At 72.7% G+C, this 19,209-nt stretch carries 16 protein-coding genes; 8 read left to right on the forward strand and 8 right to left on the reverse strand.

The features are described 5' to 3' along the window. The first annotated feature begins 30 nt into the window (after nt 1-30). From glpK to ACFYPN_RS15100, 4 genes are all read left to right on the forward strand, one after another. Nucleotides 31-1,563, forward strand: coding sequence for a glycerol kinase GlpK (gene glpK / locus ACFYPN_RS15085; protein WP_358762044.1), 1,533 nt, complete (start codon nt 31-33; stop codon nt 1,561-1,563). Nucleotides 1,564-1,567: 4 nt separating this feature from the next. Continuing rightward, nucleotides 1,568-3,175, forward strand: a complete 1,608-nt coding sequence (locus ACFYPN_RS15090; RefSeq protein WP_358762042.1) for a glycerol-3-phosphate dehydrogenase/oxidase — start codon at nt 1,568-1,570, stop codon at nt 3,173-3,175. Between the two features lie 87 nt (nt 3,176-3,262). Continuing rightward, nucleotides 3,263-4,321, forward strand: a complete 1,059-nt coding sequence (locus tag ACFYPN_RS15095; protein WP_358762040.1) for an LLM class flavin-dependent oxidoreductase — start codon at nt 3,263-3,265, stop codon at nt 4,319-4,321. Nucleotides 4,322-4,416: 95 nt separating this feature from the next. Continuing rightward, the gene (locus ACFYPN_RS15100) at nt 4,417-5,088 is read left to right on the forward strand and encodes a FadR/GntR family transcriptional regulator (protein WP_358762038.1); all 672 of its coding nucleotides are present in this window, start codon (nt 4,417-4,419) and stop codon (nt 5,086-5,088) included. A gap of 52 nt (nt 5,089-5,140) precedes the next feature. Here the strand turns inward: ACFYPN_RS15100 and ACFYPN_RS15105 are convergent, their stop codons facing one another. Both ACFYPN_RS15105 and ACFYPN_RS15110 read right to left on the reverse strand, forming a co-directional pair. After that, nucleotides 5,141-5,920: an SDR family oxidoreductase gene (locus ACFYPN_RS15105; RefSeq protein WP_358762036.1), complete on the reverse strand. Its 780-nt coding sequence runs from the start codon at nt 5,918-5,920 to the stop codon at nt 5,141-5,143. Then, nucleotides 5,917-7,257, reverse strand: a complete 1,341-nt coding sequence (locus ACFYPN_RS15110) for an enolase C-terminal domain-like protein (RefSeq protein ID WP_358762035.1) — start codon at nt 7,255-7,257, stop codon at nt 5,917-5,919. Before ACFYPN_RS15110 ends, ACFYPN_RS15105 begins: the two co-directional genes overlap by 4 nt. 263 nt (nt 7,258-7,520) lie before the next feature. Here ACFYPN_RS15110 and ACFYPN_RS15115 point away from each other — a divergent pair, with 263 nt between their 5' ends. Beyond that, nucleotides 7,521-8,621, forward strand: coding sequence for a PAC2 family protein (locus tag ACFYPN_RS15115; protein ID WP_358762033.1), 1,101 nt, complete (start codon nt 7,521-7,523; stop codon nt 8,619-8,621). 99 nt (nt 8,622-8,720) lie between these two features. On the opposite strand, the gene mshC is transcribed toward ACFYPN_RS15115, so the two are convergent. From mshC to ACFYPN_RS15135, 4 genes are all read right to left on the reverse strand, one after another. Continuing rightward, complete coding sequence (mshC, locus tag ACFYPN_RS15120) at nt 8,721-9,950, reverse strand: cysteine--1-D-myo-inosityl 2-amino-2-deoxy-alpha-D-glucopyranoside ligase (protein ID WP_358762031.1); 1,230 nt, start codon at nt 9,948-9,950, stop codon at nt 8,721-8,723. 192 nt (nt 9,951-10,142) lie between these two features. Beyond that, nucleotides 10,143-10,976: an SCO1664 family protein gene (locus ACFYPN_RS15125; RefSeq protein WP_358762029.1), complete on the reverse strand. Its 834-nt coding sequence runs from the start codon at nt 10,974-10,976 to the stop codon at nt 10,143-10,145. Then, nucleotides 10,940-11,530, reverse strand: a complete 591-nt coding sequence (locus ACFYPN_RS15130; protein ID WP_358762027.1) for a DUF3090 domain-containing protein — start codon at nt 11,528-11,530, stop codon at nt 10,940-10,942. Before ACFYPN_RS15130 ends, ACFYPN_RS15125 begins: the two co-directional genes overlap by 37 nt. Before the next feature lie 121 nt (nt 11,531-11,651). Next, nucleotides 11,652-12,374 carry a histidine phosphatase family protein gene (locus tag ACFYPN_RS15135; protein ID WP_358762025.1) on the reverse strand — a complete coding sequence of 241 codons (723 nt, stop codon included), beginning with the start codon at nt 12,372-12,374 and terminating at the stop codon, nt 11,652-11,654. A 75-nt stretch (nt 12,375-12,449) separates the two neighbouring features. Between ACFYPN_RS15135 and ACFYPN_RS15140 the strand changes: the two genes are divergently transcribed. Beyond that, nucleotides 12,450-13,445 (forward strand): magnesium and cobalt transport protein CorA, encoded by a 996-nt coding sequence (locus ACFYPN_RS15140; protein ID WP_358762023.1) that lies wholly within the window; start codon nt 12,450-12,452, stop codon nt 13,443-13,445. A gap of 48 nt (nt 13,446-13,493) precedes the next feature. On the opposite strand, the gene ACFYPN_RS15145 is transcribed toward ACFYPN_RS15140, so the two are convergent. Next, nucleotides 13,494-14,282: a ferritin-like domain-containing protein gene (locus ACFYPN_RS15145; protein ID WP_358762021.1), complete on the reverse strand. Its 789-nt coding sequence runs from the start codon at nt 14,280-14,282 to the stop codon at nt 13,494-13,496. Nucleotides 14,283-14,518: 236 nt separating this feature from the next. Then, entirely contained in the window at nt 14,519-15,571 is a 1,053-nt protein-coding gene (locus tag ACFYPN_RS15150) for an LLM class F420-dependent oxidoreductase (protein ID WP_358762019.1), read from the reverse strand. Nucleotides 15,572-15,711: 140 nt separating this feature from the next. Between ACFYPN_RS15150 and ACFYPN_RS15155 the strand changes: the two genes are divergently transcribed. Both ACFYPN_RS15155 and ACFYPN_RS15160 read left to right on the forward strand, forming a co-directional pair. Beyond that, entirely contained in the window at nt 15,712-16,695 is a 984-nt protein-coding gene (locus tag ACFYPN_RS15155; protein ID WP_358762017.1) for an aldo/keto reductase, read from the forward strand. Beyond that, nucleotides 16,692-19,076 carry a helix-hairpin-helix domain-containing protein gene (locus ACFYPN_RS15160; RefSeq protein WP_389298477.1) on the forward strand — a complete coding sequence of 795 codons (2,385 nt, stop codon included), beginning with the start codon at nt 16,692-16,694 and terminating at the stop codon, nt 19,074-19,076. The genes ACFYPN_RS15155 and ACFYPN_RS15160 overlap by 4 nt, the downstream gene beginning before the upstream one ends. The last annotated feature ends 133 nt before the right edge of the window (nt 19,077-19,209 follow it).

Raw genomic sequence — 19,209 nt, forward strand, 5'->3', positions numbered from 1 at the left:
CACACCACCACAGATCCCGGGGAGCACACCGTGAACGACGCACACACCGCCGGCCCGTTCATCGCGGCCATCGACCAGGGCACCACCTCGACCCGTTGCATCGTCTTCGACAAGGACGGCCGGATCGTCTCCGTCGAGCAGAAGGAGCACGAGCAGATCTTCCCGAAGCCCGGCTGGGTCGAGCACGACGCCACCGAGATCTGGGAGAACGTGCAGGAGGTGGTGGCCGGAGCCGTCGTCAAGGCCGGTGTCACGGCCGACGACGTGAAGGCCATCGGCATCACCAACCAGCGCGAGACCACACTGATGTGGGACCGGCACACCGGTGAGCCCGTCCACAACGCCCTCGTCTGGCAGGACACCCGTACCGACGCGCTCTGCAAGGAGCTGGGCCGCAACGTCGGCCAGGACCGCTTCCGGCGCGAGACCGGCCTGCCGCTCGCCTCCTACTTCGCGGGTCCCAAGATCCGCTGGCTGCTCGACAACGTCGAGGGGCTGCGCGAGCGCGCCGAACGCGGGGACATCCTCTTCGGCACGATGGACTCCTGGGTCATCTGGAACCTCACCGGGGGCACCGACGGCGGCGTGCACGTCACCGACGTCACCAACGCCTCGCGCACCCTGCTGATGAACCTGCACAACCTCACGTGGGACGAGCGCATCCTGCGGTCCATGGACATCCCGGCCGCCGTCCTGCCGGAGATCCGCTCGTCCGCCGAGGTCTACGGCCTCGCCGCCGACGGGGTGCTCGCCGGGGTCCCGGTGGCCTCCGCGCTGGGCGACCAGCAGGCGGCGCTCTTCGGCCAGACCTGTTTCGCGGAGGGCGAGGCCAAGTCCACGTACGGCACCGGCACCTTCATGCTCATCAACACCGGCTCGACCCCGGTCAACTCCTACAACGGGCTGCTGACCACCGTGGGCTACCGGATCGGCGACGAGCCGGCCGTGTACGCGCTGGAGGGGTCCATCGCGGTCACCGGTTCGCTGGTGCAGTGGATGCGCGACCAGATGGGGCTCATCAACTCGGCCGCCGAGATCGAGACCCTCGCCTCCTCGGTGGACGACAACGGCGGCGCGTACTTCGTGCCCGCCTTCTCCGGCCTCTTCGCCCCGTACTGGCGGCCCGACGCCCGCGGCATCATCGCCGGGCTCACCCGCTACGTCACCAAGGCTCACCTCGCCCGGGCCGTACTCGAGGCGACCGCCTGGCAGACCCGCGAGATCAGCGACGCCATGACGAAGGACTCGGGCGTCGAGCTGACCGCGCTCAAGGTCGACGGCGGCATGACCTCCAACAACCTGCTGATGCAGATGCTCTCCGACTGTCTGGACGCACCCGTGGTGCGCCCGATGGTCGCCGAGACCACCTGTCTCGGCGCCGCCTACGCCGCCGGCCTCGCCGTCGGCTTCTGGCCGGACACCGACGCGCTGCGCGCCAACTGGCGCCGGGCCGCCGAGTGGACACCCCGCATGGACGCGGCCACCCGTGACCGCGAGTACAAGAGCTGGCTCAAGGCGGTGCAGCGCTCCATGGGCTGGCTCGACGACACCACCGAGGAGTAGAGACATGACCACCCCGCAGAGCGTCCCCGCCCCCGGGACGCACCCGGCCGCCGGCTCCCGTCCGGGCCGCGCCGAGACCAGGGAGCGGCTCTCCCGCACGACGTACGACCTCCTGGTGATCGGCGGCGGCATCCTGGGCATCTCCACCGCCTGGCATGCCGCGCAGTCCGGGCTGCGGGTGGCCCTGGTGGACGCCGGCGACTTCGCGGGTGCCACCTCCTCCGCCTCGTCCAAGCTGCTCCACGGGGGGTTGCGCTACCTCCAGACCGGCGCGGTGAAGCTGGTGGCCGAGAACCACTTCGAGCGGCGGGCCGTCTCCCGCCAGGTCGCCCCGCACCTCGCCAACCCGCTCACCTTCTACCTGCCGGTCTACAAGGGCGGCCCGCACGGGGCGGCCAAGCTCGGCGCGGGCGTCTTCGCCTACTCGGCACTGTCCGCCTTCGGCGACGGCGTCGGCCATGTGATCAGCCCGCAGCGAGCCCGCCGGGACGTGCCCGAGCTGCGTACGGACGGGCTGAAGGCCGTCGCGGTCTACGGCGACGACCAGATGAACGACGCGCGGATGGCCCTGATGACCGTGCGCGCGGCAGCCGCGGCCGGCGCGGACGTGCTCAACCACGCGGCGGTGACCGGACTCCGGTTCACCCGAGGCCGCGTCACCGGCGCGGAGCTGACCGACCGGGCCGACGGTACGGAGTTCGGGGTGGACGCCCGCCTCGTGCTGAACGCCACCGGCCCGTGGGTGGACCGGCTGCGGAGGATGGAGGACCCGGCCGCCGCCCCCTCCGTGCGGCTGTCGAAGGGCGCGCACCTGGTGCTCCGGCGCACCGCCCCCTGGCGGGCCGCGCTGGCGACGCCGATCGACAAGTACCGCATCACCTTCGCCCTCCCCTGGGAGGACATGCTGCTGCTCGGCACCACGGACGAGGTGTACGAGGGCGAGCCCGAGGACCTGGCGGTGACGGAGAAGGACACCGCGCAGATCCTCGACGAGGCGGCCTTCTCGGTCCGGGACCAGCAGCTGTCACCCGATCTGATCACCTACTCGTTCGCCGGACTGCGGGTGCTGCCGGGCGGTCCGGGCGACACCTCGAAGGCCAAGCGCGAGACGGTCGTGACGGAGGGGCGCGGCGGGATGCTGTCGGTGGCGGGCGGCAAGTGGACGACCTTCCGTCACATCGGCCGCACCGTGATGAACAAGCTGGCCGCACTGCCGGGGCATCCGCTGACCGGTGCGATGGAACCGATGGGCCGGCTGCCCAAGCGGCTGGCGCTGCCCGGGATCGCCAGTCCCCAGGCGGTGACGCACCGGCTGCTGGCGGACGGTGCCGGGTCGGGCCCGGAGCTGGCGGAGGACACCGCCCGTCACCTGGCCACCCACTACGGTTCGCTCGCCTTCGACATCACCCGGCTCGCGGAGGAGGACCCGGCCCTCGCCCGCCGCATCCACCCCGACGCTCCCGAGATATGGGCGCAGGTGGCGTACGCGCGGGACCACGAGTGGGCGGAGACCGCCGACGACGTGCTGCGGCGACGGACGACGCTGACGATCCGCGGACTCGCCACCGACGAGGTGCGGGCCGGGGTGGAGTCGATGCTCGGCCACGGCTGACTCACAGGGAGGGGGCTGCGGGCCGGCCCGGTCACCTGCCATGTTGCCGCCACACCGCGGCAACGGAACGCGGGAACAGTGGAGGGCATGAAATTCTCCGTGCTCTCCCTGATCGGGCATGCCCCGCACCCGCTGACCGGCGAACTCCCCTCCCCCGCCGACCGTTTCGCCGAAGTCATCGAGACCGCCTCGGACGCCGAGCGGCTCGGCTTCGACGCGTACGCAGTCGGCGAGCGGCACGCAGGCGCCTTCCTCTCGTCGAGCCCCACCGTGGTGCTGGGCGCGGTGGCCGCCCGGACGTCCTCGATCCGGCTGCTCACGGGCGTCACCGTCGTCGCGATCCTCGACCCGGTCCGGGTCGCCGAGGATTACGCCACCCTCGACCAGATAGCGCGCGGGCGGCTCGAACTGGTCGTCGGGAAGGGGGCGGAGGCCGGTCACTTCGCGCTCTTCGGTCTCGACGAGGACCGGCAGTGGGACCTCCAGCAGGAGAAGTACGAGTTGCTGCGCCGGCTGTGGACCGAGGAGGGGGTGGACTGGGAGGGAGAGTTCCGCCCGCCCCTGAAGAACACCACCACCGTGCCGCGTCCGTACGACGGAGCTCCGCGCGTCTGGCACGGCTCGGCGACCAGCCTGCACTCCACCGAACTGGCCGCCAAGCACGGCGACCCCCTGTTCACAGCCAACGCCGTCCAGCCGAAGGCGGCGTACGCGCGGCTGATCGCGCACTACCGCGAGCGGTTCGAGGCGTACGGACACGATCCGGCGGACGCCCGGGTGGCGGCCGGCTCCGGTGGGCTCCTGATCGCGGACAGCTCGCAGCAGGCGGTGGAGCGGTACAAGGAGCTGTACGAGGCGCGGGTACGGCAGTCCTTCAAGCCGCACCTGGAGGGGCAGGCCGGCTACAACACCCCGTACCGGACGATCGAGGACGCCATCGCGGGCGGCCCGCAGCTGATCGGCAGTCCTCAGCAGATCATCGACAAGATCCTCGGCTATTACGAGGAGTACCACCACGACCTCCAGTCGATCACCGTGGACGGCCTCGGTCTGAGCCGTCCCGAACAGCTGGAGACCTTGCAGCGGTTCGCGGAGGAGATCGTTCCGGTGGTCCGCCGGGAGGCTCCGACGGATCTGTGGCGGTGATCCCAGCTCTGGACGGCGGATGCGGGCGGGGCGGACCCGCATAATGGAGTGAGACATCGGATGTCTGATTTCCGTCCGTATCCAGGAGGACCGTCATGGCTGTCACCGACGAGGCGATCGAAAAGATCAAGGACATGATCGTCTCGGGTGCGCTCCGCCCCGGCGACCGGCTGCCCAAGGAGAGCGAACTCGCCGCGGACCTCGGGCTGTCCCGCAACTCCCTGCGCGAGGCGGTGCGGGCCCTGTCGCTCATCCGCATCCTGGACGTACGGCAGGGCGACGGCACCTACGTCACCAGCCTGGACCCCCAACTCCTGCTGGAGGCTCTGAGCTTTGTGGTGGATTTCCACCGCGACGACACGGTGCTGGAGTTCCTCGCGGTCCGGCGCATCCTGGAGCCGGCGGCCACGGCCATGGCCGCCTCCCGGATCGAGGACGCCGAGCTGGACGCGCTCGCTGCGCAGCTCGACGCGCTGGGCAGCGAGCCCTCGGTGGAGGAACTGGTCGCCGCGGACCTGGACTTCCACCGGGGGATCGTCCAGGCCTCGGGCAACACCGTCCTCTGCTCGCTGCTGGACGGCTTGTCGGGGCCGACCACCAGGGCGCGGGTCTGGCGCGGACTGACCCAGGAGGACGCGCTCAGCCGCACCCTCCAGGAGCACCGGGCGATCCTGGCCGCGTTGCGCGACCGGGACCCGGAGGCGGCGCGGGCCTGGGCGACGGTCCACGTGGCGAGCGTGGAGCAGTGGCTGCGCTCCACCCTGTGAACGCCGGGCGGACCGGTGAACACCGGGCGAATTGGCGGTGTCCGGCGGCCGGTCACTCCGCCGCGGGGCGCAGCCTGAGGCCCTGCATCCCGCCGTCGACGGCGAGGGCGGTGCCGGTGACGGAGGCGGCGGCGGGGCTCGCCAGGTAGACGATCGCGGCGGCCACCTCGGCGGCCGAGACCAGCCGGCCGAGCGGTTGACGGGCGCTGAGCGCGGCCCGTTCGGCTCCGGGGTCTTCGGCCTGGCCGAGCAGCCGTCCGATCCACGGGGTGTCCGCGGTCCCGGGATTGACGCAGTTGACGCGGATTCCTTCGCGGACGTGGTCGGCGGCCATGGCGAGGGTGAGGGAGAGGACCGCGCCCTTGCTCGCGCTGTAGAGGGCGCGCTGGGGCAGTCCGGCGGTGGCAGCGATGGAGCAGGTCTGGGTGATGGAGACGGCGCCCGGGCGCCCGGCGGCCGCGGTGCGCAGATGCGGCAGGGCGTGCCGGGCGGTGCGGACCATGCCGAGGACGTTGACGTCCAGCACCCGGGTCCACTCCTCGTCGGAGTTCTCCTCGACCGTGCCGATGGAGCCGATCCCGGCGTTGGAGACCAGGGTGTGCAGCCCGCCGAGTTCGGCGGCGGCGCGGTCGACGGCCGCGCGGACCTGGGCGTCGTCGGTCACGTCCGCCCGCACGGCGAACGTCCCCCCGGGCGCTCCGGCGGTGTCCCGGTCCAGCACCGCGACCCGGGCGCCGCGTTCCAGCAGCAGCGTGGCGACGGCAGCGCCGATGCCGGACGCGCCTCCGGTCACCAGGGCGGACAGTCCGTCGAAATCCTTCGTGCCGGTCATCGGTGGGCCTCCTGGAGGACGGGGAGGGCCGCCCAGACGGGGCCCTCCGGGTAGCGGTGCGCGGCGATCGAGGCGGGGAGCATCCGGGCCGAGAACCCGGGTCCGCGCGGGGTGACGTACCGTCCGCCCGTCACGACGGCGGGCTCGGCGAAGTGCTCGTGCAGGTGGTCGACGTACTCGACGACCCGGTCCTCCCAGGTGCCGGAGACGGCCACGTAGTCGAACATGGCGAGGTGCTGGACCAGTTCGCAGAGCCCGACCCCGCCGGCGTGCGGGCAGACGGGCACCCGGAACTTCGCCGCGAGCAGCAGGATCGCGAGGTTCTCGTTGACCCCGGCGACCCGGGCCGCGTCGATCTGCACGAAGTCGACGGCTCCGGCCTGGAGCAGTTGCTTGAACACGACCCGGTTCGCCGCGTGTTCGCCGGTGGCGACCTTGACTGGCTGGGCCGCCCGGATGGCGGCGTGCCCGAGTACGTCGTCGGGGCTGGTGGGCTCCTCGATCCAGTGCGGGTCGTAGGGGGCGAGGGCGTTCATCCACTCCACCGCCTCGGCCACGTCCCAGCGCTGGTTGGCGTCCACGGCGATCCGGATTCCGGGGCCGACCGCCCCGCGGGCGAGTCCGAGGCGGCGGACGTCGTCGTCGCGGTCCCCGCCGACCTTCAGCTTGATCTGGGTGAAGCCGTCGGCGACGGCCTCCTTCGCCAGGCGGACGAGCTTGTCGTCGTCGTACCCGAGCCAGCCGGGAGAGGTGGTGTAGGCGGGATACCCCTCGGCCAGCAGCCGTCCGGTCCGCTCGGCGCGGCCCGGCTCGGCGTCGCGCAGGATCGCCAGCGCCTCCTCGGGGGTGAGGGCGTCGGTGAGGTAGCGGAAGTCCACCAGGGAGACGAGCTCCTCGGGGGTCATGGTCGCGAGGAACTGCCAGACGGGCAGGCCGGCCGCCTTCGCCGCGAGGTCCCAGGCGGCGTTGAGGACGGCCCCGGCCGCCATGTGTGCGACCCCCTTCTCCGGTCCCAGCCAGCGCAGTTGCGAGTCGTGCGTCAGCTCGCGGTACAGGTCCCCGAGGTGCGCCGCGGTGCGCGGGAGGGGCCGGCCCAGCAGGTACGGCTTCAGGGCGGTGATCGCGGCGGCCATGACATCGTTGCCGCGGCCGATGGTGAAACAGAACCCGTGTCCTTCGAGGGGTCCGCCGTCCGGGAGGCCCGGGGCGTCGGTACGGAGCACCACGTAGGCGGCGGAGTAGTCGGGGTCGGGGTTCATCGCGTCCGAGCCGTCCAGCTCCTGGGACGTCGGGAAGCGGATGTCGTGGACCTCGACGTCCGTGACGGTCTGACTCATGCGCGGCCCCCAGAGAAGTAACATCGGATCTCTCTACTGATCATCCGATGTATAGCGCCATACGAACCCCTTCGTCCAGCGTCGGGAGAAACCCGAGGACACACAGCTCGGATGATTCCGGAGGGAGATGGACCGATTCGATCAGTGCCGCACTTCGGCGGAAAGGGTTCACCCGCCCGTGCAAAGGGGCTTCGGATGGGAATGCTCCACCCCGTAAGGTTGGTGCGTACGTATACGCGAGGGAACTTCGGAAGGAGGCCTGGGTGATCGAGCTCGAGGGTGTACCCGAGCTGATCGACCCGGTCATGGTGGCCGCGTTCGAGGGCTGGAACGACGCCGGTGACGCCGCCTCCACCGCGGTCGCACATCTGGACCGGGAATGGAAGGGCGAGGTCTTCGCGGCACTGGACGCCGAGGACTACTACGACTTCCAGGTCAACCGTCCCACCGTGTGGCTGGACGGCGGTGTCCGCAAGGTCACCTGGCCGACGACGCGTCTTTCGGTGGTCCGCGTCGGGGGTGACAAGCCCCGCGACCTGGTGCTGATCCGCGGCATCGAACCGTCCATGCGCTGGCGCTCGTTCTGCAACGAACTGCTCGGTTTCGCCCACGAGCTGGGCGTCGAAATGGTGGTCATCCTCGGCGCGCTGCTCGGCGACACCCCGCACACCCGGCCGGTGCCGGTCAGCGGGGTCACCTCGGATCCGGACCTGGCGACGACCATGGACCTGGAGGAGACCCGGTACGAGGGCCCGACCGGCATCGTCGGCATCCTCCAGGAGGCGTGCACCCACGCGGGCGTTCCGGCGGTGAGCCTGTGGGCCGCCGTACCGCACTACGTCTCGCAGCCGCCCAATCCGAAGGCCACCCTGGCCCTGCTGAACCGGCTGGAGGACCTGCTCGGACTCCGCATCCCGTTGGGCGAGCTGCCCGAGGACGCGCGCGCCTGGCAGATCGGGGTGGACCAGCTGGCCGCCGAGGACAGCGAGGTCGCCGAGTACGTCCAGACGCTGGAGGAGGCCCGGGACACTGCCGAGCTGCCCGAGGCTTCCGGAGAGGCGATCGCCCGCGAGTTCGAGCGCTATCTCCGTCGCCGCGATCCCGGCCCGGGGCCGGGTCAGGCGGCCGGCGGGCACGCCACGGAGAGCGGGGACGTGCCGTATCTGCGGGACCCGGCGAGCGGCCGCACCCGCCCGCCCAAGCCGCAGCGCCCCGCGGACCCCGGCACCGCCGGCGGACGGCCCGAGGGCAGGAAGCCGTCGGACGACGGCGGTCAGGACTCCGGCACGGGCCCCGGCTCCGGCACGGGCCCCGACTCCGGCTCGGATTCCGGCTCCCCCGACGGGGAGAAGCCGGACGACTGACGCCCCGCCCCGCGCAAGGCGGCCCCCGTACGGAACCGGCCCCGGTCCTCTCCTGGAAGAGAGGACCGGGGCCGTCGTGTACACGGGTGCGAGCGGGTTCTACAGGGCGACACCCAGGAGGGCGTCGACCGTACGGGAGACGAGGCCGGGTGCGCCCTCGTCCGTGCCGCCCCCGGACTGCTGGCGCTCGGCCCAGCGGTCCACGGCGGCCAGCGCGGTCGCGGCGTCCAGGTCGTCGGCGAGGGCCTCGCGGACCTCTTCGACCAGGGCGTCGGCGGAGGGGCCGTCCGGGCGGGAGACCGCGGCGCGCCACCGTCCGAGCCGGGCGACGGCGTCGGCGAGGACCTGGTCGGTCCACTCCCAGTCGCTCCGGTAGTGGTGCGAGAGCAGGGCGAGGCGGATCGCCGCCGGGTCCACGCCCTCACGGCGGAGGGTGGAGACGAAGACGAGGTTGCCCCGCGACTTCGACATCTTCTCGCCGTCCAGGCCGACCATGCCGGCGTGGACGTACGCGCGGGCGAAGGGGTGCTCGCCGGTCAGGGCCTGCGCGTGCGAGGCCCCCATCTCGTGGTGCGGGAACGCCAGGTCGGATCCGCCGCCCTGCACGTCGAAGCCCATACCGAGGTGGTCCAGGGCGATGGCGACGCACTCGATGTGCCAGCCGGGCCGTCCGGCTCCGAGGCTGCCACCGTCCCAGCTGGGCTCGCCCGCGCGGGCGGCCATCCACAGCATCGGGTCGAGAGGGTTCTTCTTGCCGGGGCGCTCGGGGTCGCCACCGCGCTCGGCGGAGAGCAGCCGCATGGCCTCGGCGTCGAGGCCGGAGACCTCGCCGAAGTGCGGGTCGGCCTCGACCGAGAAGTAGACGTCGCCCTCCAGCTCGTACGCCGCACCGGCGTCACGCAGGCGCTCGACGAGGGGCACGATGCCCGGTATGGCTTCGACCGCACCGATGTAGTGCTTCGGCGGAAGCATCCGCAGGGCGGTCATGTCCTCGCGGAACAGGGCGGTCTCGCGCTCCGCGAGCACGGTCCAGTCCTCACCGTCGCGCACGGCCCGCTCCAGCAGCGGGTCGTCCACGTCGGTCACGTTCTGGACGTAGTGAACCTGCCGCTTGGTGTCGAGCCACACGCGCTGTACGAGGTCGAACGCGTTGTAGGTCGCCGCATGACCCATGTGGGTCGCGTCGTACGGCGTGATGCCGCAGACGTAGATGCGGGCGACGGGACCGGGGTCAAGGGTGATCCGTCCGCCGGTCGCGGTGTCGTGGATCCGAAGGTCGCGGCCCTTGCCAGGCAGGGCGGGGACCTCAGAAGCGGGCCAGGCATGCATGTCATGAGCGTAACCGGACGGAGGTTCCGGATACGAACCGGATGGCGAATCGTGTCCGAAGACGCCTTCTTGACGGAAGTGGTCGGCACCAGTCGGCACGGGGCACGCCCGGCTGGGCGAGGTCGCGGGCCCGCACAGGTCCGGCCAGGTCGGGTGCGGTGAGGTCCGGTGAAGTCGCTCTCACCGGGTCCGTCAGACCGGTGGCCACGGGATGGCGGGCCACTGCCCGCTCGGCGCCGGGTGCAGACCGGTCCCCCGCAGCGCCTCGACACGGTCCCGTACGGCGTCCAGCTCGGCCGGGGTGATGAGCCCGCCCAGCCGGATAGCCAGCCCCGCCGTGGGCGCCAGCTCGGCGGCGAGCCGGTCCAGCACCAGCACCGCCTCGGCAGTGAGTGGCTCACCCGCCCAGCCCCAGAGCAGAGTGCGCAACTTGTCGTCGGCGTGGAAGGTGACACCGTGGTCGATGCCGTAGAGCCGGCCGCCCGGTGCGGGGAGCAGGTGGCCGCCCTTGCGGTCGCTGTTGTTGATCACCGCGTCGAGCACCGCGAGCCGCCGCAGCCGGGCGTCGTCCGCGTGCACCAGCAGGGCGGTCCGCCCCTCGCCCACGTCCGCGAGGCCCACGGCCTTCCAGCCGTCCTCCGGCTCCTCCCCCTCGACGAGGGCGAGCATGGGGCCGGCGTCCGGCTCCGCGTCGATCCACAGCTGGCACATGCCCTCGCCGTACGGGCCCCCGCGCAGCACCGTGGGCGGTACGAGTCCCCAGCCGGTGGTCTCCGAGACCTCCCAGGCGGCGACCTCGCGCTGGGCGAGGGTCCCGTCGGGGAAGTCCCACAGCGGTTGCTCCCCGGCCACGGGTTTGTAGACGCACTGGCGTTCCACGCCGTCGAGGGCGACCGTGCACCGCAGGACGGCGTTGGAGGCTCCGGGAACGCGGCCGAGGACGGTGAGCCGCCCCTCGGTGAGCAGGGTGACCAGGTCGGTGGCGGTCGTCATGCCCCGCGCCGGTATCCGTTCTGACGCGGGCACACGTGTCCTTCCGGGTCGAGCGGCAGGCTGCACAGCGGGCACGGCGGCCGTCCCGCGTGGACGACGTCCAGGGCGCGCTTGGCGAAGGCCCGGGCCTGGGCGCCGCTGAGGCGTACCCGGAGCATCGGCGGGCCGTTCTCCTCGTCCTGGAGAAGCCTTTCCTCGGCCGCCGCCAGGTCGTCCTCGGTCTCGACGTCGATCTCGACGAGGGCCTGCGCCTCGACGATCATGCACTGCTCGTCGCCGTCCCAGGCCAGGGCCATCGTGCCGACCCGGAACTCCTCCTCCACGGGGGCGTCGAGCGGCGCGGTGTCGGCGACCGTCATGGGGGCGACGGCGGGTACCGGCGAGTTGCCGCCGGTGCGGCGGACGACCTCGTCCAGCAGTTCGTCGATCCGCTCCGCGAGCGCGGCGACCTGGGTCTTCTCCAGGGCCACGCTGGTGACCCGGCCGCCGGCGGACGCCTGGAGGAAAAACGTACGGCGTCCAGGCAGCCCGACCGTGCCGGCCACGAATCGTTCCGGCGGGTCGTAGAGGAACACCTGACGGGACACGTCAGTTCTCCCTTGGGGAATCGACGGCGGACGGGGGCTGACCCCCGCCGCTCGGGGACGGGTGCCGCGAAAACCCTCGAACGGGCTCCCCACGGCCCGTCCACCCTATCGCCAGGAGCGATCACGGCGCCCCAGCGCCGCCCCCCACCTGGGCGTGCGATCCGTGGTCCGCTTCGTCGGCGGGGGTGGCGTCGGCGCCCATCCCGTGCTCGCGCGGGGCGAGCCCCGCCAGGTCCCCGGTGTCGCCGAGCCGCAGCAGGAAGGGGCGCAGCCGGGTGTAGCGGACGGCGGTGACCGAGCAGGGGTCGACGTGGATGCGCTGGAAGAGGTCGAGGTGCATGCCGAGCGCGTCGGCGACGACGGCCTTGATGATGTCGCCGTGCGAGCACAGCACGTAGACGGCGTCCTCGCCGTACTCGGCCTCGATGCGCGCGTTCCAGACGCGGACCGCGTCGACCGCGCGGTTCTGCATGGCGCGCATCGACTCGCCGCCCGGGAAGGCGGCGGCGGAGGGGTGCTGCTGCACGACCGACATCAGCGGCTCGTCGGAGAGTTCGGCGAGCTTGCGCCCCGACCAGTCGCCGTAGTCGCACTCGGAGAGGCCGTCCTCGACGTGCAGGGGAAGGCCGGGACGCGCGTCCATCAGCGGCTGAAGGGTCTCCCGGCAGCGCTGGAGTGGGCTGCTCACGGCGGCCACGAGGGGGAGGCCGGCGAGGCGGCCGGGGAGAGCGGCGGCCTGTTCGGCGCCGCGCTCGTCCAGTGAGACACCGGGGGTACGGCCCGCGAGCACCCCGGAGGTGTTGGCGGTGGAGCGTCCGTGGCGTACGAGGATCAGGGTGGGCATACCGGCCAGCCTAACGACCTCCGGTGGGGTCCCACGGGTGGGGCGAAGGTGTGCTTTAGGCCAGGGCAGGGAAGAATGCGCGCCGTGATTGTCGACTGTGCCATCTACCGGGACGGGCGCCGGACGGACGGCCCCGACGACTTCTCCGACGCGCTGGACCGGGCGCGGGCCGTGGGGGACGCCTTCCTCTGGATCGGGCTGCACGAGCCCACCGAGAAGGAGTTCAGCATGGTGACGAAGGAGTTCGGGCTGCATCCCCTGGCCGTGGAGGACGCCCTGTCCGCGCACCAGCGGCCCAAGCTGGAGATCTACGACGACTCGTTGTTCCTGGTGCTCAAGCCGATCGCCTACGAGCCGCACAGCGACAAGGTCAGCGCGGACGAGCTGATGGTGTTCGTGGGCGACTCGTTCGTGGTCACGGTCCGGCACGGTGAGAGCGCCCCGCTGGCGGACGTGCGCCGTCGGCTGGAGGCGGACCCCTCGGTGCTGCGGCAGGGGCCGACCGCCGTGCTGTACGCCGTCAGCGACTCGGTGGTGGACCACTACATAGACGTCGCGGGCGAACTGCAGATCGACCTGGAGGAGCTGGAGACCCAGGTGTTCGCGCCGAGCGGCAACGCCGAGTCCCAGCACACCGCGAGCCGCATCTACACCTTCAAGCGCCAGGTGATGGAGTTCCGCCGGGCCGCCGGCCCCCTGACGGCCCCGATGACCCGCCTCGCGGGTACCGGGGTGCCGTTCGTGCACGCGGAGTCGCAGCCCTTCTTCCGGGACGTCGGCGATCACCTCACCCGCGCCAACGAGCAGGTGGAGGGGCTGGACCGGTTGCTGTCCGACATCCTCTCGGCGCATCTGGCGCAGATGGGCGTCCGGCAGAACGACGACATGCGCAAGATCTCGGCCTGGGCGGCGATGGCCGCCGTGCCGACGATGGTCGCCGGCATCTACGGCATGAACTTCGACCACATGCCGGAACTCCACTGGGTGTGGTCCTATCCGGCGGTGATCGTGCTGATGGCCGGGGTGGTCTTCGGCCTGTACCGGCAGTTCAAGCGGCGCGGCTGGCTCTGACCCGGAACCCACGGCCCCCGGGGCCTCCCGCCCGGGCCGGGCGAACGATCAGGCGAACTCGGCGCCCACCACGGCGGGCGAGCCGAGGGCGTCGCGGCGCTCCGGCTCCGCGAGGCTGACCATCCGGCGCCAGCCGGCCAGCCGTTCGTACGCGTACATCGCGTGGATCCCGGCCGCCAGCGCCGCGGCCTTCGGCCGGGGCCAGCCGAGGAGGCGGCCCATGTGGGCCATGACCGCGAGGCTGACGTCGCGGTACACCCCGATCTCGGCGAGGGCGCACTCGCGCAGGACGCGATGGATCGTACGGCCGTGACCGGCGCGGGCGAGGCGGAGGAGTTCCTCGTGGCAGTAGGCGAGGTGGTTGTCCTCGTCGTGCGAGATCATCCGCACCGCGCGGCCGATGACGGGATCGTCGGCGAAGTACCTCAGCAGCAGGCGCATCTGCTCGGAGGCCCGCTGTTCGGTGACGCGGCTGTGGGCCAGATAGGTGATGATGTCCCGCTCCGCGAGCGGTTCCTCGCGCCTGAGCCGCTCATGGGCGAGGCCGATCCCCCGGCGCTCCAGCAGCATCGTGTAGTCGGTGTCGGCCGGGACCTCGGCGGCGCGCAGCCCGCGCTTCTTGAGCAGCGCGTGGAAGATGCGCCCGTGCTTGTCCTCGTCGGTACCGTGCCGGACGATCTTCGGGGCGAGAGCGCGCTGGCTCCCGGGTACGAGCGCGGCGATGCGGGCGTTCTCCCAGCCCCCCTGCGACTCACCGCCGGCGGCGATGGAGCAGAAGAGCCGGAACGACTCGTCGTCGTCGAGGATCTCCTGGAAGAGACTCTTTGCCGAGAGCATGGCTGCCACCTCCGTACCGGTGCCCGCAGATCGAGGCTGTCCCGCGGTTCCTGGTGGATCCGTGTGCGGCGTCGCACCCGCCAGGAGTCGCGGGACAGTCCCTCTCCGAAGTCAAAGGCTCCGCGGCGCTCCGGGCAACCGGAGCGGGCCGGAGCCCGCTCCGGCGGTGAGGCTCCGGCAACGCTGCGAGCGCGCGCCCAGCCCCGCGACACCGCGAGCCAACCCGGCTCAGGTCACTAGTCGGCGGCGCCGGAGCGCTCCAGTGCCTCCGTGCCGGCGCGCAGGGCGGCGATCCGCTCCTCCAGCGTGAAGCCGGCGGGGGCGAGCGTGAGGGTGGTGACGCCCGCCTCGGCGTAGGCGCGCATCCCGTCGGCGATCCGGTCGACCGGGCCGAGCAGGGTGGTCTGGTCGATCAGCCGGTGCGGAACCGCGGCTGCGGCGCCGCTCTTGTCCCCGCCGAGGTACTTGTCCTGGATCTCGGCGGCTTCCTTCTCGTACCCCATGCGCTGGGCGAGCTGGTTGTAGAAGTTCTGCTGCCTGCTGCCCATGCCACCGACGTAGAGCGCGGTGTACGGGCGGAACATGTCCGCGAGGCCCTGTACGTCGTCGCCGACCGCCAGCGGGACGGTCGGGCAGACGTCGAAGCCCTCCAGGGGGAGCCCGGCCTTCTCGCGGCCCGCCCGCAGGTGCCGCAGCGCGGTCTCCTCCAGGTGCTCGGCGGACGGGAAGATCAGCAGGGCGCCGTCCGCGATCTCGCCGGTCTGCTCCAGGTTCTTCGGGCCGATGGCGGCGATGTAGAGCGGGATGTGCTCGCGCTGCGGGTGGACCGTCAGCTTGATCGGCTTGCCGGGGCCGCCGGGCAGCGGCAGGGTCCAGTGCTGTCCTTCGTACGAGAGCCGCTCACGGGCCATCGCCTTGCGGACGATGTCGACGTATTCGCGGGTGCGGGCCAGCGGCTTGTCGAACTTGACGCCGTACCAGCCCTCGGAGACCTGCGGCCCCGAGACGCCGAGACCCAGGCGGAAGCGGCCGCCCGAGAGGGAGTCGAGGGTGGCCGCAGTCATGGCGGTCATGGCGGGCTGACGGGCCGGGATCTGCATGATCGCGGAGCCCACGTCGATGGACTCGGTCTGCGCCGCGACCCAGGTGAGCACGGTCGGCGCGTCGGAGCCGTACGCCTCCGCCGCCCAGCAGACGTCGTAGCCGAGGCGGTCAGCCTCCTGCGCGACGGCGAGGTTGTCGGCGTCCATGCCCGCGCCCCAGTAACCGAGATTGATGCCGAGCCGCATATCCGCTCCCCTTACTGATCAGTAACGTCTCTGTTCGCCGGACTCTAGCGCGGTGCGGCGCCGTCCGGCAGGGGCGGGCGGCACCCCTGCCGTCCACAGGCTTCCCCGCTCCGGGGGCCCGGACAGTAATCTCTGCGCCCATGGAGCAGAGGCATCTCGGCCGTACCGGCCTTCGTGTGTCACGGATCGGGCTCGGCACCCTAACCTGGGGCCGGGACACCGACGAGCACGACGCCGCGGACCAGTTGAAGGCCTTCTGGGACGCGGGGGGCACTCTGGTCGACACCGCGGACGCGTACGGGGGCGGGGAGGCGGAGTACCTCCTCGGGCGGCTCCTGGGCGGGCTGGTGCCCCGGGAGGACCTCGTGGTGGCCACGAAGGCGGGCAGCGTGCGCGATCCCTACCGCAGGTTCAACGGTTCGCGCGGCCACCTGCTGGCCGCGCTCGACGCGTCCCTGGAGCGGCTCGGCACGGATTACGTCGACCTGTGGCAGGTGCACGCCTTCGATCCGGTGACCCCGCTGGAGGAGACGCTCCAGGTGCTGGACCTGGCGGTCTCCTCCGGCCGGGTGCGGTACGCCGGGGTGTCCAACTTCTGCGGCTGGCAGCTGGCGAAGGCGGCCACCTGGCAGCTCGCGGCGCCCGGAGCGCGCACCCGGCTGGCGAGTACGCAGATGGAGTACTCCCTGCTGCAACGCGGCGTGGAGCGCGAGGTGCTGCCCGCCGCGCTCGACCTCGGGGTGGGACTGCTGCCCTCGTCCCCGCTGGGGCGAGGGGTCCTGACCGGTAAGTACCGCACGGGCACCCCGTCGGGTTCGCGCGGGGCCTCCGAACAGTTGGCGCCCTTCGTGGAGCCGTACCTCGACGACGCGGCGAGCCGGATCGTCGAGGCGGTCGCCACGGCGGCGGACGGGCTCGCCACCACCCCACTACAGGTCGCGCTCGCCTGGGTGCGCGACCGGCCTGGCGTGGCCGCCCCGGTCGTCGGCGCGCGCAACGCGCAGCAGCTCACCGAGGCTCTGTCGGTGGAGACGCTTACGCTTCCTGACGAGATCTGCCAGGCGCTCGACGACGTGTCGGCGCCCGTGCACCGTTATCCGGACCAGGACTGGAGCACGCTGTGACTGCGCTTCCCCGGGGGGAAACCCCGGGCCACTCGGCCGAGGACCGCTCGGACCTGCCCGTGGACCGCTCGGAGGGCTCTTCGGAGGGCTCTTCGGAGGACCGCTCAAGCCCGCCCGACGACGGCTCGGGCAGTCCGGACGACACCACCGAGGGCGCCCCCGACGTTGCGGTGAGCGGCTCCGAGGACGGTTCCGAGGACGGTTCCGAGGACGGTTCCGAGGACGGCGAGGTTCTGGAAGGGGCATCGGGCGGGTCCGCCTCCGGCGTAACCCCGGGCGAGGCGGGTGACGCCACCGCGGTCTCCGAGGCGCAGGCCGAACTCGCGGCCCAGCGTGAGCTGCGCAAGCGCATCGAGCAGCGGAAGGCCGAGAAGGCCGGTCCGATCGCCGCGGGGACCGGGCTGAGCGGCACGGCCGCGCAGCTGCTGGCCGCCGTCCGGGCGGTGGAGAGCGGCGAGAAGACCGCCTCCGGGTTCTACGAGGCGCCCGCCGCCCCGGTGACGCGCCCGGCCGCCCCTGTGGCGGACCAGCCCCGCACGCACCTCCCCCGGCCCGCCCACGCCGCCCCCGCGGTGCGGGAGGCGCCCGAGGAGGCCGTGGAGGCGGTACGCACGGTGCTCACCCGGGCGGGCGCCCCCGCCGGCCTGGCTCCCGACGCCGCCCGGACACTGGGCGAGCAGGCGGCCGAGGTGCTGCGGCAGGACCCCTGGCAGCTGCTGGCCCTCCCCGGGGTGCGCCCCGAGCAGGCGGACGGGTTCGCCCGCGCCCTGTTGGGCCCCGAGTGCGGGCCCGACGACGAACGCCGGACCGCCGCGCTGGTGGGCTGGCTGCTGGAACAGGCCGCCGTGCGCGGCCACACGGCCCTGGACGTCGTCGCGGTACGGGCCGCGCTGGCCGGACACGGGGTGACCGACCCGGCGACGGCCGTGGAGGACGCGGTGGCCGAGGGGGTCGCGCTGCTCTTCGAGGAGGGCGTGGACCCGGCCGGGACCGAGGAATTCGGCGACGAACCCGCAGAGGACGAGTCCGTCGCCGGGGACACCGATGAGGAGGCCACCGGCGCCGGCGGTGGCGCCGCCAGTGACGAGGAGGCGGGCCCGGCGCTGCTCGGGCTCGACCGGTACGCCCTGGCGGAGGAGAGCCTCGCGGACGGGCTGGGCCGACTGGCCAACGCGTGCGAGAAGGCCACCGACTGGACGGACGCGGCCTCGGCCGCCCCCTCTCCCTCGGCCGCGGAGCTGATCCGGGCGGTCGCCGGTGCGGGTCTGGTCGTCCACTCCGGAGGCGAGGCGGCCCGTGCCGAACCCGCCGCCCTGCTGGCCGCGACCCGTGGGCTGGGCCTGCGCGCGCTGGGCGCCACGCACACCGCGGACGGCCGCCGCCGACTGGCGGCCGGGGCCGGGCACCCCGACGCGGCCGTCACGCTCGCCGGGCTGCTCTCCGGTACCGAGGGACCGGGACGGGACGCGGAGGGGGCCCTGGCGCTCGACCTGCTGGTGGTTCTGGACGCCCCGCAGCTGGACGTGGAGACCGCCGCGGCGCTCGTGGAAGCCCTCGCGGACGGTACGCGGCTGGTGCTGAGCGGTGACCCCGGAGTGCTGGGTTCGGCCGGTGCGGGGCGCGTCTTCGCGGACGTGCTCGCCGCGCGCGCCTGCCCGCAGGTGATCTCCCGCACACCCGACCCCGGGCCCCTCGGTGAGCTGGTCTCCGGGATCGGCATCGGTGAGCTGAACCAGGTCGAGGCACCGGGCAAGGAAGTGGTGATCGTGCCGGTGCGGGACGCGGGCGAGGCCGTGCACCGCACCGTGCAGCTGGTCGCCGACTCCGTACCGCGCGCGTTCGGGATCGACGCGGCGGACACCCGCGTGATCACCGTGGGCCACGGTGGCTCGGCGGGCACCCGGGCGCTGAACGCAGCGCTCAAGGAGCGCCTCAACCCCGGGCCCGGTCGCTTCGGCGGCTTCGACCCGGGCGACCGGGTGGTCCACGTTCCCGCGCCGGGCCGGGCCGTTCCCGGCGTCGTGGTCTCGGCCGACGCCGAGGGGCTGCGTCTGGACTGCGAGGGCACCGCGGTGGTCGTGCCGCAGGGCCGGGTCGCTTCGGCGGTCCGGCACGGCTGGGCGCTCAGCGCCCACCAGGCGGCGGGGACGCGCTGGCCGGCCGCCGTCGTCGTGCTCCCGGGGGACGCGGCGAGAGGCCTCAGCAGGCCCTGGGTGTACACCGCGTTCAGCCGCGGCGAGCGTCACCTCTCCGTGGTGCACGGTGTGGACCAGGCGCTGCCCAGGGCCGTCGCCGAGATCCCCGCACAGGAGCGCACCACGCGCCTGCGCGCCCTCCTGGAGGCCCTGCCGGCGCCGGACGCGCCCGGCGCGCCCTCCTGAGCGCGCTGGGCGCGCCGCGAGCGCCCTGCGCGCTCGGCCTCCCTGTGGCACCCGCCTTCGGGGTCCGGACAGACCGGTGGCCCGGTGCTCCGCGCACCGGGCCACCGGGCCACCGGGCCTTCCGTTCCGTGGA

Origin of the sequence: Streptomyces sp. NPDC005576 (assembly GCF_042871745.1) — a bacterium.
Classification (GTDB): Bacteria; Actinomycetota; Actinomycetes; order Streptomycetales; family Streptomycetaceae; genus Streptomyces.

What these genes read in the sequence shown, in the direction of transcription:
- ACFYPN_RS15090 (WP_358762042.1), top strand. Translation starts at nt 1,568, where the DNA reads ATGACCACCCCGCAGAGCGTCCCCGCCCCCGGGACGCACCCGGCCGCC.
- ACFYPN_RS15095 (WP_358762040.1), top strand. Translation starts at nt 3,263, where the DNA reads ATGAAATTCTCCGTGCTCTCCCTGATCGGGCATGCCCCGCACCCGCTG.
- ACFYPN_RS15100 (WP_358762038.1), top strand. Translation starts at nt 4,417, where the DNA reads ATGGCTGTCACCGACGAGGCGATCGAAAAGATCAAGGACATGATCGTC.
- ACFYPN_RS15105 (WP_358762036.1), bottom strand. Translation starts at nt 5,920, where the DNA reads ATGACCGGCACGAAGGATTTCGACGGACTGTCCGCCCTGGTGACCGGA.
- ACFYPN_RS15110 (WP_358762035.1), bottom strand. Translation starts at nt 7,257, where the DNA reads ATGAGTCAGACCGTCACGGACGTCGAGGTCCACGACATCCGCTTCCCG.
- mshC (WP_358762031.1), bottom strand. Translation starts at nt 9,950, where the DNA reads ATGCATGCCTGGCCCGCTTCTGAGGTCCCCGCCCTGCCTGGCAAGGGC.
- ACFYPN_RS15135 (WP_358762025.1), bottom strand. Translation starts at nt 12,374, where the DNA reads ATGCCCACCCTGATCCTCGTACGCCACGGACGCTCCACCGCCAACACC.
- ACFYPN_RS15140 (WP_358762023.1), top strand. Translation starts at nt 12,450, where the DNA reads ATGCGCGCCGTGATTGTCGACTGTGCCATCTACCGGGACGGGCGCCGG.
- ACFYPN_RS15145 (WP_358762021.1), bottom strand. Translation starts at nt 14,282, where the DNA reads ATGCTCTCGGCAAAGAGTCTCTTCCAGGAGATCCTCGACGACGACGAG.
- ACFYPN_RS15150 (WP_358762019.1), bottom strand. Translation starts at nt 15,571, where the DNA reads ATGCGGCTCGGCATCAATCTCGGTTACTGGGGCGCGGGCATGGACGCC.
- ACFYPN_RS15155 (WP_358762017.1), top strand. Translation starts at nt 15,712, where the DNA reads ATGGAGCAGAGGCATCTCGGCCGTACCGGCCTTCGTGTGTCACGGATC.